This is a genomic window from Streptomyces sp. 2-1 (genome assembly GCF_048564895.1).
Classification (GTDB): Bacteria; Actinomycetota; Actinomycetes; order Streptomycetales; family Streptomycetaceae; genus Streptomyces; species Streptomyces phaeochromogenes.
In genome coordinates this window covers 6,378,817-6,394,013 of the sequence record NZ_CP183383.1, presented here as the reverse complement: position 1 = coordinate 6,394,013, position 15,197 = coordinate 6,378,817, and the positions used below count along the sequence as shown (strand labels likewise).

13 protein-coding genes are annotated in these 15,197 nt (G+C 72.3%); 8 read left to right on the top strand and 5 right to left on the bottom strand.

The genetic code is table 11. The annotated features are described in order from the left end of the window. Positions 1-116 precede the first annotated feature (116 nt). The 3 genes from ACN20J_RS28385 to ACN20J_RS28375 are packed head-to-tail and all read left to right on the top strand — an operon-like array spanning position 117 to position 3,740. Complete coding sequence (locus ACN20J_RS28385; protein WP_189838532.1) at positions 117-359, top strand: hypothetical protein; 243 nt, start codon at positions 117-119, stop codon at positions 357-359. Next, positions 356-1,120, top strand: a complete 765-nt coding sequence (locus ACN20J_RS28380) for an ABC transporter ATP-binding protein (RefSeq protein ID WP_189836951.1) — start codon at positions 356-358, stop codon at positions 1,118-1,120. The genes ACN20J_RS28385 and ACN20J_RS28380 overlap by 4 nt, the downstream gene beginning before the upstream one ends. A 4-nt stretch (positions 1,121-1,124) precedes the next feature. Then, positions 1,125-3,740: an ABC transporter permease gene (locus ACN20J_RS28375; protein ID WP_190229024.1), complete on the top strand. Its 2,616-nt coding sequence runs from the start codon at positions 1,125-1,127 to the stop codon at positions 3,738-3,740. 107 nt (positions 3,741-3,847) lie between these two features. On the opposite strand, the gene ACN20J_RS28370 is transcribed toward ACN20J_RS28375, so the two are convergent. Further along, positions 3,848-5,482, bottom strand: coding sequence for a fatty acid--CoA ligase family protein (locus tag ACN20J_RS28370; protein WP_281402053.1), 1,635 nt, complete (start codon positions 5,480-5,482; stop codon positions 3,848-3,850). A 102-nt stretch (positions 5,483-5,584) separates the two neighbouring features. On the opposite strand from ACN20J_RS28370, the gene ACN20J_RS28365 reads away from it, so the two are divergent. The 4 genes from ACN20J_RS28365 (at position 5,585) to ACN20J_RS28350 (ending at position 8,648) form a co-directional block, all read left to right on the top strand. After that, entirely contained in the window at positions 5,585-6,739 is a 1,155-nt protein-coding gene (locus ACN20J_RS28365; protein WP_189836949.1) for a lipid-transfer protein, read from the top strand. 52 nt (positions 6,740-6,791) lie between these two features. Beyond that, a complete protein-coding gene (locus ACN20J_RS28360; protein ID WP_189836948.1) occupies positions 6,792-7,247 on the top strand; it encodes a Zn-ribbon domain-containing OB-fold protein in 456 nt (151 codons plus the stop codon). Further along, positions 7,244-8,014 (top strand): enoyl-CoA hydratase/isomerase family protein, encoded by a 771-nt coding sequence (locus ACN20J_RS28355; RefSeq protein WP_419667094.1) that lies wholly within the window; start codon positions 7,244-7,246, stop codon positions 8,012-8,014. Before ACN20J_RS28360 ends, ACN20J_RS28355 begins: the two co-directional genes overlap by 4 nt. A gap of 127 nt (positions 8,015-8,141) precedes the next feature. After that, positions 8,142-8,648: a hypothetical protein gene (locus ACN20J_RS28350; RefSeq protein ID WP_419667093.1), complete on the top strand. Its 507-nt coding sequence runs from the start codon at positions 8,142-8,144 to the stop codon at positions 8,646-8,648. Between the two features lie 379 nt (positions 8,649-9,027). On the opposite strand, the gene ACN20J_RS28345 is transcribed toward ACN20J_RS28350, so the two are convergent. Further along, positions 9,028-11,385, bottom strand: coding sequence for a serine/threonine-protein kinase (locus ACN20J_RS28345; RefSeq protein WP_190229021.1), 2,358 nt, complete (start codon positions 11,383-11,385; stop codon positions 9,028-9,030). A 289-nt stretch (positions 11,386-11,674) separates the two neighbouring features. Next, a complete protein-coding gene (locus ACN20J_RS28340) occupies positions 11,675-12,526 on the bottom strand; it encodes a VOC family protein (protein ID WP_419667092.1) in 852 nt (283 codons plus the stop codon). 135 nt (positions 12,527-12,661) lie between these two features. Between ACN20J_RS28340 and ACN20J_RS28335 the strand changes: the two genes are divergently transcribed. Then, entirely contained in the window at positions 12,662-13,309 is a 648-nt protein-coding gene (locus tag ACN20J_RS28335) for a TetR family transcriptional regulator (protein WP_079052949.1), read from the top strand. A 64-nt stretch (positions 13,310-13,373) separates the two neighbouring features. Here ACN20J_RS28335 and ACN20J_RS28330 read toward each other — a convergent pair whose 3' ends face one another. Together ACN20J_RS28330 and ACN20J_RS28325 are read right to left on the bottom strand one after the other, a co-directional pair. Then, positions 13,374-13,940 carry a nitroreductase family deazaflavin-dependent oxidoreductase gene (locus ACN20J_RS28330; RefSeq protein WP_419667091.1) on the bottom strand — a complete coding sequence of 189 codons (567 nt, stop codon included), beginning with the start codon at positions 13,938-13,940 and terminating at the stop codon, positions 13,374-13,376. Beyond that, entirely contained in the window at positions 13,940-15,157 is a 1,218-nt protein-coding gene (locus ACN20J_RS28325; RefSeq protein WP_419667090.1) for an acyl-CoA dehydrogenase family protein, read from the bottom strand. The genes ACN20J_RS28330 and ACN20J_RS28325 overlap by 1 nt, the downstream gene beginning before the upstream one ends. Positions 15,158-15,197 lie beyond the last annotated feature (40 nt).

Sequence of the window (15,197 nt, the reverse complement as noted above, 5' to 3'; positions counted from 1 at the left end):
CCGAGTCGGGCTGCTGGCTGGCTCGGCCGCACAGGGTGCTGATCCGTAGCTTCGAAGCATGTCAGCGGGACCGCCCAAAGGCCCCCGGAACGCGACGAGTTCGGAGAGAAACAGCGATGACGACCATGGACCCCTACCGCCTCACCGGCGGCACCGAGACCCCGGACCGGACGAGGGCCGGCGTGCAGCGGGCCGACATCGTGCGTACGGCGCTGTGGCTGGTGCTGGTCATCAGCACCGTCGGCAACATGGTGGCCTCCTACGGCGCCGCCTCCACCCAGGTCCACCTGGCCTGCGGCGCCGTCACCGCGCTGTGCGTGACCGCGCTCGTCATCCGCCACCTGCGGGGCCGGCGATGAGCGGCGTCCACGCGGGAGCCGCCCACCCGGCGGCGACCCGGACCGCTCCCGCCATCGTGCTGGAGAACGTCAGCAAGACGTACGCGGGAGGCGTCCACGCCCTCGACGACGTGTCGCTGGCCGTGGAACACGGCACGTTCCTCGCCGTGATGGGGCCCTCGGGCTCCGGCAAGAGCACGCTCATGCACTGCGCCGCCGGTCTCGACTCCCCCACCTCGGGGAGCATCCGGATCGGCGGCCAGGAGATCGCCGGGCTGAACGAGACCCGCCGCACCGAACTGCGCCGCGAGCACATCGGGTTCGTGTTCCAGTCCTACAACCTGGTCCCCGCCCTCAGCGTCGCCGACAACATCACGCTGCCGCTGCGGCTGGCGGGCCGGGCCCCCGACCGGGAGTGGCTGCGGACCCTGGTCGACCGGGTCGGTCTCGGCGACCGCCTCTCGCACCGGCCCGCCGAGCTCTCCGGTGGCCAGCAGCAACGGGCCGCGATCGTACGGGCGTTGGTGGCCAAGCCGGCCGTCGTGTTCGCCGACGAGCCGACCGGGGCGCTGGATCTGCGCAGCGCCCACGAGGTGCTCGGCCTGCTGCGCGAACTCGTCGACGAGCTGCGCCAGACGGTGGTGATGGTCACCCACGACCCGGCCGCCGCCGCCCAGGCGCACCACGCGGTGGTGATGGCCGACGGCCGGGTGGTCGAGCGCCTGTACCAGCCCACCGCCCCCGAACTGGCCGACCGTCTCGTCAAGCTCGGAGAGGTCTAGAACCATGCTGCATCTCGCGGTCCGGATGGCCGGACACCGGATCACCGCCCTGCTGGCGGTGGCGTGCGCGGTCCTCGGCGGAGCGGCCCTGATCACCGGCACCGGAGTGCTGGCCGAGTCCGGGTTCCGCTCCCAGCTGCCCGCCGGGCGGCTGGCGGGCGCGGAGGTCGTGGTCTCCACCGAACAGAGCTTCAGTTCGGGCCCCGACCTGCCGATCGCCCTCCCGGAGCGCGGCACGGTCCCGGCCGAGCTGGTCGACGAGCTGGCCCAACTGCCGGGCGTCACCGCGGCGGTCGGCGACATCAGCTTCCCCGCCGCCCTCGTCGACGCCGACGGTCAGGTCGTACCGACCCAGGACCCGCGGACCGCCGGGCACGGCTGGTCCTCGACGAAGCTCCTCGTGGACGCGAAGGTCGACGGATCCGCTCCGGCCGGCACCGGCGAGGTCGCCCTCGACAGCGCCACGGCCGCCACCGCAGGAGTACAGGTGGGCGACAAGGTCGAGGTCGTCGCGGCCGGCCGCGCCGCAGCCGCCTACCGCGTCACGGCACTGGTCGACGCACCGGACACCGGTATCCTCTTCGCCGACCCGACGGCCGTACGGCTGTCCGGCCGCGCCGACGGAGAGCGCGCCGGGACCGTGGACCTGGTCGCCCTGCGCACCGAGCCCGGCACCGAGGCCTCGGTGGCCGCCGCGGCCCGCGAGAAGATCAAGGACACCCGCAAAGGCACCGCCAAGAACACGGACACCGGCACCGACGCAAGCGCAAGCACGGACACCGACGCCCCCGCCGGCCTGATCGTCTCCACCGGCTCCGAGCGCGGTGACATCGCCTCTCCCGGCGCGGGCGCCGCCCGCTCCCTGCTGATCCTGCTGGCCAGTTCGCTCGGCGGGATCATCATGCTGATCATCGGGTTCGTGATGGCGAGCGCGCTCGCCGTGTCGATCGGCGGCCAGCGCCGCGATCTGGCCCTGATGCGGGCCGTCGGCGCAACTCCCAAGCAGATCAGGCGACTTGCGGCCGGACAGGCCTCGATCATCGCGGCCGTGGCGGTCGTGCCCGGAGTCGGCCTCGGCTATCTGCTGGCCGGACAGTTCCGGAGCATGCTGGTCGACCGCGGGGTGATCCCGGAGGCGCTGCCGCTCACGTTCAGCCCGCTGCCCGCGCTCGCCACCGTCCTGCTGCTCGGTCTCGCCGTGCAGGTGTCGGCCCGCAGCGCCGCGTGGCGCACCTCGCGCATGCCCGCCACCGAGGCGGTCGCCGAGTCCCGCAGCGAACCCCGCACGCCGTCCAAGATGCGCGCCCGCTTCGGTCTGCTGCTGATCGTCGCCGCGACCACGCTGTCCGTCGTACCGCTGCTGAGCCGTACGGTCCTCGGCGCGACGGCCACCTCCATGGCCGGGATCATCGGGGCGATCGGTCTGGCCCTGGCGGGACCCGCGCTGGTCCGGGGCATCGGCGACGCGGCGGGCCGACGGCTCCGCCCCGGCGTCTCGGCGCCGACCTGGCTCGCGGTGTCCAACATCCGCGGCTACGCGCTGCGGCTCTCGGGGGTCGTCAGCGCCCTGGCCATGGCGGTCGTGTTCGTCCTGACCTACACCCTCGCCCAGACGACCGTCATGAGCGCCACCGCGCAGGACACCCGCACCGGCACCCTCGCCCAGCAGCGTCTGACCGCACCGGGCCTCGGCGGCCTGCCCGCCGGCACCCTCGCCGCCGTCACCAGGACGTCCGGTGTCGAGGCGGCGGCCCCGGTCAGCGACACCACCGTGATCCGGGAGTACGAGCAGTTCGGTGACCCGGTCGTCGAATCCGGCTCGGCGATGGTCCTGACCCCGGCCGCGTCGGGCGTCCTCGACCTCGGCGTACGGGACGGCAGCCTGGCGCGCCTCAAGGGCGACACGGTCGCCGTCAGCACCGAGGTCGCCCGCTCCCCCGGCTCGGGGCTCGGCAGCCGCATCACCCTGGTCCTCGGGGACGGCACCCGGGTCAGCCCCAAGGTCGTCGCCGTCTACGACCGCGGCCTCGGCTTCGGCCCGATCGCCCTCTCCCACGACCTCGCCGCGGGCCACACCACCGCGGGCCTCGACCAGAGCGTCCTCGTCCGCACCGACGGCACCGAGGCGGCCCAGCGCGCCCTCACGGCCCTCGCCGCGGCCCGCCCCGGCCTGGCCCTCGCGCCCACCGACACCGGATCGGGCGACAGCCTGAGCGACGCCCCGCCGACGGTCTGGATCAACCTGGCCCTCATCGTCGTACTCCTCGGCTACCTCCTCCTCAGCATCGCCAACAAGCTCGTCGCCACCACCGCCCAGCGGCAGGGCGAGATCGCCACGCTCCGCCTCAACGGCACCACGCCGCGCCAGATCCTCGCGATGATGCGCCGCGAGGCCGCGGTGATCGGGGCCGCCGCACTCACCGCCGGCCTGCTGCTGTCCGCGATCCCCCTCGCGCTGCTCGGCATCGGCTTCCTGGACCGGCCGTGGCCCGCGGGCCCGGTGTGGCTGCTCCCCGCCGTCGCGCTGACGGTGATCTGCACGGCCTTCATCACGGTCGAACTCCCCACCCGGCAGGCCCTGCGCACGGCCCCCGCCCATGCGCTGTCCGCCCGCGAGTAACCCGGGGCGCGACGAGAACGGAAGCGGGAGTACGGGCAGACGCGCGGCCGGGACGACTCCGGCCGCGCGTCTGCCCGTACTCCCGTTCCCGTTCCCGAACCAGCCCCTCAGCGCGCCCGCAGCTCGCCCTTGACGACCTTCCCGCTCGCGTTGCGCGGGAGTTCGGCCACGAACTCGACCGTCCTGGGGACCTTGTAGTTGGCCATCTCGCGTCGGGCCCAGGCGATGAGGTCGTCCGCGGTCGCCACGGCTTCCGGCCGCCGCACGACGTAGGCCCTGCCGACCTCGCCCAGCCGCGCGTCCGGTACGCCGATGACCGCCACGTCGGCCACGTCCGGGTGCAGGCCGAGGAGTTGCTCTATCTCCGCCGGGTACGCGTTGAAGCCGCCGACGATGAACATGTCCTTGATGCGGTCGGTGATCCGGAGGTTGCCGGCCGGGTCCAGGACGCCGACATCGCCCGTGCGGAGCCAGCCGTCGGGGGTGAGGACCTCGGAGGTGGCCCGGGCGTCCTCGTAGTAGCCGCCCATGACGTTGAAGCCGCGGACCAGGACCTCGCCCTGGGCGCCGGGGGCGACGGAGACGCCCGCCGCGTCCACCACCCGCACCTCCGTGCCCGGGATCGCGCGGCCCGACGTGGACGCGATCACGCCCGGCTCGTCCCCGCGTCGGCACATCGAGACGATTCCGCTCGCCTCGGAGAGGCCGTAGGCGGTCAGGACCGTGCCGACCCCGAGTTCCTCCCGCAAGCGCTCCACCAGGCGCAACGGCACCACGGCCGCGCCCGTCACCACCAGGCGCAGGGGCGAGAGGTCGTACGAGTCGCGGCCCGGGTGGTCCAGGAGCGACTGGTGGAGGGTGGGCGGGCCCGGCAGGACGGAGATCCGCTCCGAGGCCACGTTCGCGAGGACCGTGTCCACGTTGAACACCGGCTGCGGGATCATCGTCGCGCCCCGCATCAGACAGGCGATCACACCGGCCTTGTAGCCGAAGGTGTGGAAGAAGGGGTTCACGATCAGATAGCGGTCGCCCTCGCGGAGGCCCGCGAGATCGCTCCACACCTCGTACGCCCGCAGAGTCTGCGCGTGGGTGATCACCGCGCCCTTGGGACGGCCCGTCGTGCCCGAGGTGTAGACGATGTCCGAGGGGGACGACGACTCGACCGCCGAGGCCCTGGCCCGTACGTCCGCCGCGTCCACGCCGTCCCCGCTGGCCAGGAAGTCCTTCCAGGTACGGAAGTCGGCCGGGGCGTCGTCCGAGAGGACCACCACCTGCTCCAGATGCGGGAGCCCGGCGAGCGGACCCGCGGAATCCGCCCCCGAGTCCGGCTCCTGCCCCGCCGAACCCGGCCCTTCACCGGCCGCCCGGCGCAGCGACGCCACGTACGACGTCCCCAGGAACGTCCCCGTCACGAACAGCAGCTTCGCCCGGCTCCGGGAGAGGATGTACGCCGCTTCCGTGCCCTTGAAGCGGGTGTTGAGCGGGACGAGGACCGCGCCGGCCGACACCGCGCCCAGCGAGGAGACGATCCAGTCCAGGGTGTTGGGCGCCCAGATGGCCACGCGGTCACCAGGGTTGACGCCGTTCGCGACACAGGCCGCCGCCGCGCGTTCCACCCGGGCGCCCAACTCCGCGTACGAGACCCGGGTGCGGCCCTCGACGACCGCCTCCACGTCGGCGTACCGCTCGGCCGCCCCCCGCACCAGCCCGGGAATGGTGCCCCACTCCATGTCACCGCGCACGGCGAGCCTCCCCACGGTCGACACCCACTAGCTGACTACCCGTCAGATTAGCTGTAGCCTGACGCCCTGTCAGCATTCGTGGACCACGGTGGAGGTGCGCCCATGACAGGGGCAGGACTCAAGGACGCCACGGCCGTCGTGGGGATCGGGCAGACCCCCTTCGCCAAGCAACTCCCGGAGAGCGAGAAGGCGTTGGCCTGCCGGGCGATCCTCGCCGCCCTCGACGACGCCGGGATCTCCCCCGCCGAGGTCGACGCGCTCGCCTCCTACACGATGGAGGAGACCGACGAGGTGGAGGTGGCGAAGGCCGTCGGCTTCGGCGACCTCACCTTCTTCAGCAAGGTCGGTTACGGGGGCGGCGGTTCGTGCGCCACCGTCGCGCATCTGGCCGCCGCCGTGGCCACCGGGCAGGCGACGGTCGGGGTCGCCTGGCGCTCACGGAAGAGAGGCAGCGGGCCGCGCCCGTGGAAGAACACGGCCGTCCAACTTCCCACCCCCGCCCAGTGGACGCGGCCTTTCGGGCTCCTGCGGCCCGCCGACGAGATCGCCATGCTCACCCGCCGCTATCTGCACGAGTACGGGGCCACCCGCGACCACCTCTTCAACGTCGCCCTCGCCTGCCGCAACCGGGCCAACCAGAATCCCGCGGCGATGATGTACGAACGCCCGCTGACCCGGGACATGTATATGACCTCGCGGTGGATCAGCGAGCCCCTCTGCCTCTTCGACAACTGCCTTGAGACCGATGGGGCGTTGGCCTGCGTCGTCGTCTCCGCCGAGCGAGCGCGCGACTGCCGGCAACGGCCCGTGTACGTCCACTCCGCCGCCCAGGGCCTGCCCGCCCAGCACCACGGCATGGTCAACTACTGGAACGACGACCCGCTGACCGGCCCGGCCTGGACCGCGGCCCGACATCTGTGGAAACACTCCGACTTCACCCCGGAGGACGTCGACGTCGCCCAGATCTACGACGCGTTCACCCCCCTCATACCGCTCTCCCTCGAGGGCTACGGCTTCTGCGGCCGGGGCGAGGGCGGCGCGTTCACCGAGGGCGGCGCCCTGGAGATCGGCGGACGACTGCCGCTGAACACGAGCGGCGGGGGCCTCTCGGAGGCGTACGTCCATGGCTTCAACCTCATCAACGAGGGCGTGAAGCAGCTCCGGGGCACGAGCACCGCGCAGGTTCCGGACGCGGCCACCTGCCTGGTCACGGCGGGCGAGGGCGTACCGACGTCCGCCCTGCTCCTGAGGACCTGACCGTGCTCCGAGCAACCGACCGGCCGAGCATCCGCCGAACCGAGGAGCCGACATGCTGACACCTGTCGTGGACGACGACGGCGCCCCCTTCTGGGAGTACGCCGCCCGCGGCGAGCTGCGCGTCCAGGCCTGCGCAGAGCCCGACTGCGGCGAACTCCGCTTCCCGCCCCGGCCCTGCTGCCCGCACTGCCACTCCTTCGACAGCGAGTGGCGCAGGATGAGCGGCAAGGGGCGCGTCTGGTCGTACGTCGTCCCGCATCCGCCGCTGCTGCCCGACTACGCGGCGCGGGCCCCGTACAACGTGATCGTCGTCGAGCTGGCGGACGCCCCGCGGATACGGCTCGTGGGGAACCTCGTCAGCGGGCCCGAGGCGCCGATCAACTCCGTTGCCCAGGAGCGGATCCGGATCGGGGCGAAGGTGCAGGTGGTGTTCGCGGAGGGTGAGGGCGGCGCGGGCCGCGAGGACGGTGGCGGGCCGCTGCCGCGCTGGGTACTGGAGCGGCCATGACTCTGCGCGTCTCCGCCGACAAGGACACGGGGGTGGCGGTCGTCACCCTCGACCGGCCGGAAAAACTCAATGCCATCGATCTGAGCACGGCGGACGAACTGGCTTCTGTATGGCGGGAGTTCCGGTTCGACGACTCCGTGCGCGCGATCGTGCTCACGGGTGCGGGTGAGCGGGCCTTCTGTACGGGGCTCGACCGTGACGCCGACGTTCCGCAGCCCAACTCCCCCTACATGGTGGACGATCCGCTCGTCGCGATCGGGCCGAAGGCGTGCGACCTGTGGAAGCCGGTCATCGTGGCCGTGAACGGGATGGCCTGCGGGGGCGCCTTCTACCTCATCGGCGAGGCGGACTTCGTGATCGCCGACGAGACGGCCACGTTCTTCGATCCGCATACGACGTACGGGATGGTCAGCGCGTACGAGTCCATCCTGCTGGCGCAGCGGATGCCGTTCGGGGAGGTCGCCCGGATGGCGCTGATGGGCACGGCCGAGCGGGTTTCCGCGCGGCGGGCGTACGAGGTGGGGCTGGTCAGTGAGGTCACCGCGCCCGGTGAGGCGCTCGCCGCCGGTGTGCGGTGTGCGGACGTCATCGCGTCCTGTCCGACCGAGGCCGTACAGGGGACCGTACGGGCCGTGTGGGCGGCTAAGGAGGCGACTCGGACGGCTGCCTTGGCGCACGCGCCGCATCTCGTGTCGATGGGGAATCTTCCGAGCGAGGCGCAGGCGGGGCTGTTCGCCGGCCGTCGGGGGGCGTTCCGGACCCGCTGACTCTCGCGGCGGGCCGCTGTCGGCGCCGGGTCGGCGCCGGGTCGTCACTGTGTGTGGCCGTCGCGTGGCGGGGGTCGGGGAGCGGGCGTAGCGTCTGCATCGAGAGCCCGGGAACGGAGGTCCGCGCATGGTCCGCAACCTGCTCGGGTCCGTTCTCGCTCTCGCCGGAGCGACGGCCGCCGTATGGAGCCCCTTCCGTGCCTGGTACGACGGCCGTCACGGTCGGCACTACCGTCTCGGGGACCTGTTCTCCGGAGGCGGTGTCACGAATGTCCCCGCGGAGCTGTTCGCCTCGCTCTTCCTGCCCTTCGTGGGCGCCGCGCTGATCACGCTGGCCGGGCTGCTGCTCCGGTCGCGACTGCTGGTGGCTCTGGCCGGCGTGATCGTCCTCGGCTTCACCGTGGTGTGGCTGGTCCGGGTGGGTCAGGCCGAGGGCAGTCTCGTGATCTCCGGCGAGCCGGGGAATGGCCTTGGCCCCGGCACGGGGCTCGCCTTTGGCGGTGGTTTGGTGTTGCTGCTGGCTTCTGTCGTCCTGCGTGGGCGGGGGCGGGGGGTGCGAGGGGACTGGGCGGAGCCCGTGTACGTACCTCCACCGGATCCGGCGGTACCGACGCTCGATGGTGCGGGTGGGTGAGGGCTGGGTGCGCGGTTCCTCGCGCCCCTAAAAGATGCGCCTGCCGTTCGTCGTTGGGTCGGGGCCGCGACGGGGCATCCGATCGCAGCTGTGTCATCCAGCACCTTTTGGTTGCCCATCAGAGGTCGTGCTGCGATCGGAAACCCCGACACGACCCCTTCGCCGGGAGGGCGGCAGCCGGAGGGGTAGGGGGCACTTAAGAGAGGGGCTTACGCCCCTGATCTTTTAGGGGCGCGAGGAACCGCGCACCAAGCGACGTCCCACCCGCACTTCATAGGGGCGCGGGGAACGGCGCAATCTTGTGGCCTTTAGGGGCGCGGGGAACTGCGCACCCCAGCCACAACCCACCCGCACCCACAAACGAACCCCCGGCCCGCCATCAGGCGCGGGCCGTCCCCGTTCCCTTTTCCGCGTCGAGGGCGTACACGCATCGGTCCTTGCTGCAGGCGTAGACCACCCCGTCCTTCACGACGGGGGCTCCGGTGATCTCTCCACCGGTCGCGAGCTTCCAGCGCAGGCGCCCGTCGTCGGCCTTGAGGGTGTAGAGGAGATGGTCGGTGGAACCGAAGTGGATGCGTCCGTCGGCGACGGCGGGCGCGCCCACGACGTCGCCGCCCGCCTGGAAGCGCCACTTGGGCGTACCGGTGACGGCGTCGAGGGTGTAGAGCCCCTTGCCGGACCCCACGTGGACGTGCCCCGCGGAGACGAGTACGGGGTCGAGGGAGGACCGGGCCTCCGTGGCGATCCGCCACCGGTCGCGTCCGTCGGTGGCGTCGAGCGCGTACACCGTGCCGAGGTAGTCGGCGAGGTAGATCCCGCCGCCCGTGACGGCGGGCCCCGGCGCGAAGGTCGGCGGGCTGAGGAAGACGGCGGGCGCCTCGAAGTGCCAGCGGACATGGCCGCCGGCGACGTCGATGGCGAGGACCCGGGTGCCGGCGGACACGTACACGTATCCGTCGTCGGCCTGGGTGATGCGGACGGGCACGCCGCCGCAGGAGGCCGCGTCGCCGATGGGGTACGACCAGCGCTCCTCGCCGGTGCGGGCCTCCAGGGCGCGCAGGCGGGCGTCCTTCCAGACGTAGACCGTGCCGTCGTGGACGGCGGGTCCGGCCTCGGGCGACTCGAAGTCGGTCTGGGCGCCGGTGATCTCCCAGAGCTTCTGGCCGTTGGCGGCCTCCCAGGCCTGTACGCCGCCGCCGCGGGTGCCGGTGACGACCGTGCCGCGGTCGGCCTTGAGGGAGTACACCCAGGCGTCGGTCGGCAGCCGCCACAGGTCGGTGCCCTCGCGGGCGTCCAGGGCGAAGAGGGTGGGGCCGTCGGAGGCGTGGACGCGGCCGCCGGCGACCGCCATGGACCAGGCGACGTCCCGGGTCTTGAAGCGGCGCCGCCCGGTGGCCACGTCCAGGGCGTGGACCTCGAAGGACGTGACGTAGACGAGGTCGCCGGCGACGGCGGGGGTGCCCCAGACGTCGTTCGACATGCGGAAGCGCCACGGCCGCCAGGAGGTGGCGGAGTCGGGGCCGGGGGCGGGCGCGGGTACCGGGACGGGCCCGGCGGAGTCGGCGCCGTTCACGCCGGGGCGCGCCCGGGACCAGGAGGCGGCGAGGCCCGCCTCGGGAGGAGGTGCCTTCACGGCGGCGGCGCGGGCGTCGGCGACCCGCGGGCCGGGGCCGATGGGCACCTGGGCGCCCGCGAGGCGTACGGGCCCGGTGTCGGGCGCGCCGCCGTGCCGGCCCGTACCGGCGCCGACCGGGACGGGCGGCGGGTCGTGGGGCGGCGGGGGCGGCACCACGGGGGCGCCACGTCCGCCGCTGCGGCCGGAGGACGGCTTGGCCGCCGGGCGGCCCCCGCGGCGCTGTTCGATCAGGCCCACGGCCCGCTCGGGCAGCCACGCGGACGCCGTACCGCTGTCGTCGGAGCCGGAGCCGAAGAGGTGGGGTGCGAGCTGGGCCTGGAGGTCGGCCGGGTTGGGGCGGCCCGTCGCCTCCATCTGCATACAGGACTCGATGAGCGGGCGCAGCTCGTCCGGGAGGCCTTCGAGGTCCGGGCCCTCCCGCAGGAGCATGAAGACGGTCTCGACGGGGTTCGCGCCGTGGAAGGGCGCGTGGCCGGTGGCGGCGAAGACGAGCATCGAGCCGAGCGAGAAGACGTCGCTCGCGCCGGTCACGCTGCGGGAGTCCTTCGCCTGCTCGGGCGACATGTAGGCGGGGGTGCCGACGGCGACGTTGGTCATCGTCAGACGTGTGTTCGACACCCCGGAGGCGATACCGAAGTCGATGACGCGCGGCCCGTCCTCCACGACGAGGACGTTCGACGGTTTCAGGTCGCGGTGGACGAGACCGGCCCCGTGGATGGACTGCAGGGCCTCCGCGACGCCCGCCGCGAGCCAGCGGACCGCCTGGGCCGGCAGCGGCCCGCACTCGGTCACTATCTCTTCGAGGGAGGGCGCGGGCACATAGGCGGTGGCCAGCCAGGGCACGGCGGCGCGCGCGTCGGCGTCGACCACGGCGGCCGTGTAGAAGCCGGAGACGGCGCGGGCCGCCTCCACCTCGCGCGAGAAGCGGACCCGGAACAGCTGGTCCTCGGCGAGCTCCGTCCTGACCGTCTTGATCGCCACCCGCCGGCCCGAGGCCGAGCGCGCGAGATAGACCAGCCCCATGCCGCCGGCTCCCAGCCGTCCCAGCACCTCGAACGGCCCGATCCGCCGCGGATCGTGCTGTGTCAGCTGATCCACCACTTGCCTGCCACCTCCCCGTACGCGGCCGCGCTTCCAGCCACCGTTCCATCCGCAGCTTCAGCCACTGCGCAGCGTCTCACCACCGAGCCTCTCCGGCGGCACGCACCCCGATTCTTCCTGGCCGCGGCTCCGGTTGCGAACCCGGGCCCGAATCGGGATGTCTCAGCGCGTCTCGTGACAAAAGACCCGTGCCCGCCTTGCTTTTCAACGCCGCCCGGTGTTTTTCGACGCCTTTCGCAGCTTTGCGCACGCCGTTCGTACGCCCTTCAGTACCGAAGCACCGCGAATTTCAAGTTTGCAGCAGGGCAAAGGACGCCCCCTGGTTGTCCGTGACGACCGCCACGCGCCCGTACGAGGTGTCGAAAGGCGGCGTCTGGACCCGTCCGCCGAGCCGCACGACCGTGCCGAGGAGGGCCTCGCAATCGTCCACCCCGAAGTGGACGAGGAAGTGGGGCGGCATCTCGGCCGGGAAGGCCTCGGTGACCAGGACCCGGCCGAAGTCGCGGGTGGTGCCGGGGCCGAAGAGGGCGTCGTGGAAGAGACCGGTGTAGAAGGAGTCGGCGACGGCCGTGTCCCGGGCGTACAGCTCGACCCAGCTGAAGGAGCCGGGCCCGTGCCGCCTGCCGAAGCCGGGGAGCGTACCGCCCTCCCAGAGCCCGAAGACCGCGCTCTCGGGGTCGGCGGCGAGCGCCATCGTGCCGTACGGGCCCACCGGCACCGGTGCCGTGATCACCTGGCCGCCCGCCTCCCGGATCCGCTCGGCCAGGTCCTCGGCGTCCGGGGTGGCGAAGTACACCGTCCACACGGTGGGCATCCGCCCGTCCCGCTTCGGCACGAGGGCCGCCACGGGCTCGCCGTCGAGGTGCGCCCGTACGGAGCCCGCGTACGGGCTGGGGCCCGCGTAGGCCGCGGGGGCCGGGGACTCCAGGGAGCCCGGTGAGCCCGGGTCGCCCGGCGCCACCGAGGAGCGCGGGGCGCCCGTGGAGGGCCCGGTCGCCTCCTCCGTCTTGTCGAAGGGCTCGAAGGTCCACCCGAACAGCTCGCCGTAGAAGCGCTTGCCCGCCTCGACGTCCGGAAGCTGGGCGTCGATCCAGCAGGGGACGCCCTCGGCGAAAGCGGCAGAGCCTTCAGATCCAGCCATGCGGCCAAGCTAACGGCCTTTCACGCATCCCGCAGAGCGAGCGGCACCCCGCCTGCACGCCCGCTCCGAAGGCCCGCGCACCCCATTTGCAGTCGGCCGAATCGCGCTCCGATCACCCCTCGGTAAGCTGACGGCATGACAGGACAAGTGCGTACCGTCGACGGCCGTGTGGCCGGTCGGCGCGGGCAGGCGACGCGGCAGAAGCTGCTCGACTGCCTCAGCGAGATGCTCAGCTCCTCGCCCTACCGCGACGTCAAAGTCATCGACGTCGCGCGGAAGGCGGGCACTTCACCGGCGACCTTCTATCAGTACTTCCCGGACGTCGAGGGCGCCGTCCTGGAGATTGCAGAGCAAATGGCGGCGGAGGGCGCCGGGTTGACCGAACTCCTCGAAGGGCGCTCCTGGGTCGGCAAGGCCGGCTGGCAGACCGCACAGGAACTCGTCGACGGCTTCCTGGAGTTCTGGCGCAAAAACGACGCCATCCTCCGAGTCGTCGACCTGGGCGCCGCCGAGGGCGACAAACGTTTCTACAAGATCCGTATGAAGATCCTGAACTCCGTGAACAACTCCCTCACGGACACGGTCAAGGAGCTTCAGGCGAAGGGCAAGGTCGACAAGGACGTCAGCCCGGCCGCGATGGCGGGTTCCCTCGTCGCGATGCTCGCGGCGGTGGCCTCGCACCAGAAGGGCTTCCAGTCCTGGGGCGTGAAGCAGGCCGAACTGAAGCCGAACCTCGCCCTGTTGGTGCATCTGGGTGTGACCGGCAAGAAGCCGACCAAGTAGTCCGCCGCACCCCGCGCCGGACGCCGGGTCTTCCAGGCACAAGTCCTGTCACACAGGCGGCAGTTCACTCAGGTGGGCTGCCGCCTGTCGCGCTCCCGGAACTCTCGGAAGTTCCGGAAGTTCCGGAAGTTCCGGGTGCCTCGCGCCGGACGATCCGGAACAGCCGGATCTCCCGCTCCACTCGCGCCTGGTACGTCGCGTACGGCGGCCAGAACTCCAGCAGCGCCTTCCAGACCGTGTCCCGCTCCTCGCCCCGCAGAAGCTGCGCGGTGACGGGGATGTCCCTGCCCTTCCAGTTGACCTCCGCGTCGGGATGGGCGAGGAGGTTGGCGGTCCAGGCGGGGTGGTCGGTACGCCCGAAGTTGGACCCGATCAGAATCCAGCTCGTGCCTTCCCTCCCCTTTCCTCCTTCCGGCATGCAGGCGAGTGGCGTACGCCTGGGCAGTCCGCTCTTCGCGCCGCGCGCGGTCAGGATGACGCCGGGCAGCATCTGGGCGCTGAGCAGGACTTTTCCGCGGGTGAGCCGGTGGACGGCTCGGTCCATTGCGGGGATGAGATGCGGCGCGACCTTCGCGAAGGCGGGTGTCGAGGACACCCTCTGCACGATCCGAACTCCTACTCCGGCGCCCATCAGACCGCCACCTCCCCGCCGCCGAACAGCCGGGCCGCGTCCGCCGCGTGCTCCCGCAGCCGGTGCACCGGCCCGAAGAGCAGCTCGTCGCCTGCCGCCCGCTTGAAGTACAGATGCGCCTCGTGCTCCCAGGTGAACCCGATGCCGCCGTGCAGCTGCACGGCCTCGGAGGAGGTGATCCGCAGCGCCTCCAGCGCCTGCGCCAGCGCGAGCCCGCCCACCCGTTCCTCCCCGGCGCCCGTCGCCCAGGCCGCGTAGTACGCCGCCGAACGTGCCGCCTGCACCTGTACGTAGAGGTCGGCGAGCCGGTGCTTCACGGCCTGGAAGGACCCGATCGCGCGCCCGAACTGCTCGCGCTGCTTGACGTATTCGACGGTCCGCTCCAGTACGCGGTCGGCAGCGCCGACGGCCTCCGCGGCGAGGACGGCGGCGGCCGAGTCACCGACGCCGGCGAGCACCCCGGCCACATCCACATCGGCGGATTCGTCGTCGCCCAGCAACTCGGCTTCCACGTCCCGCAGTTGGATCCGCGCCTGCGACCGCGTCTCGTCGAGGGAGGTGAGCCGCACGCGGGTCACCCCCGCACTCCCGGAACCGTCCCGTTCGAGAGGGCTCCGCACAAGAAAGAGGAGAGTCCGCGAGCGGGCGAAGCCCCCGGTGTGCGCGGCCACGAGCAGCAGGCCCGCGCTGTGGCCGTCGAGCACCTGGTCGGCCTGCCCGTACAGCCGCCACCCGCCGTCGGTCTGCCGCGCCTGTACGCCGCCCGCGCGTCCGCCGCCCGCCCAGTCACCGCGGTTGTCGCCGGTCAGCCCGAGGGCGGTGGTCAGGCTCGCGCCCGGCACCGCGAGGGCGGCGGTGAGTTCGCCGGAGGAGATACGGGGCAGCAGCGCGGCCCGCTGATCCTCGCTCCCGAGGGCCAGCAGCAGGGGCGCGCCGAGCACGGCCGTGGCGAGAAGGGGTGAGGGGGCAAGACTCCGCCCCAACTCCTCACTGGCGAGGGCGAGTTCGGTGACGGAGCAGCCGACTCCTCCGTACGCCTCGGGCAACGCGAGTCCGGGCAGCCCGAGTTGCTGCGCCAGGGTTTCCCAGAGGGCGGGGTCGTACCCGTCCGCAGTCTGCACGGCGGTCCTGACCTCCTCCGGGCCACAGCGTTTGAGGAGGAGCTCACGGAGGGTGCGGCGGATCTCTTCCTGCTCCGCGGTGAAGGTGGCGTCCATGGGCAGCACACTCCTTCGCATCTGACGGCGCGTCATGTTA

Excerpts from the sequence above, each read along its gene's own strand:
- ACN20J_RS28385 (WP_189838532.1), top strand. The coding sequence starts at position 117 with ATGACGACCATGGACCCCTACCGCCTCACCGGCGGCACCGAGACCCCG.
- ACN20J_RS28380 (WP_189836951.1), top strand. The coding sequence starts at position 356 with ATGAGCGGCGTCCACGCGGGAGCCGCCCACCCGGCGGCGACCCGGACC.
- ACN20J_RS28375 (WP_190229024.1), top strand. The coding sequence starts at position 1,125 with ATGCTGCATCTCGCGGTCCGGATGGCCGGACACCGGATCACCGCCCTG.
- ACN20J_RS28365 (WP_189836949.1), top strand. The coding sequence starts at position 5,585 with ATGACAGGGGCAGGACTCAAGGACGCCACGGCCGTCGTGGGGATCGGG.
- ACN20J_RS28360 (WP_189836948.1), top strand. The coding sequence starts at position 6,792 with ATGCTGACACCTGTCGTGGACGACGACGGCGCCCCCTTCTGGGAGTAC.
- ACN20J_RS28355 (WP_419667094.1), top strand. The coding sequence starts at position 7,244 with ATGACTCTGCGCGTCTCCGCCGACAAGGACACGGGGGTGGCGGTCGTC.
- ACN20J_RS28350 (WP_419667093.1), top strand. The coding sequence starts at position 8,142 with ATGGTCCGCAACCTGCTCGGGTCCGTTCTCGCTCTCGCCGGAGCGACG.
- ACN20J_RS28340 (WP_419667092.1), bottom strand. The coding sequence starts at position 12,526 with ATGGCTGGATCTGAAGGCTCTGCCGCTTTCGCCGAGGGCGTCCCCTGC.
- ACN20J_RS28335 (WP_079052949.1), top strand. The coding sequence starts at position 12,662 with ATGACAGGACAAGTGCGTACCGTCGACGGCCGTGTGGCCGGTCGGCGC.
- ACN20J_RS28330 (WP_419667091.1), bottom strand. The coding sequence starts at position 13,940 with ATGGGCGCCGGAGTAGGAGTTCGGATCGTGCAGAGGGTGTCCTCGACA.
- ACN20J_RS28325 (WP_419667090.1), bottom strand. The coding sequence starts at position 15,157 with ATGGACGCCACCTTCACCGCGGAGCAGGAAGAGATCCGCCGCACCCTC.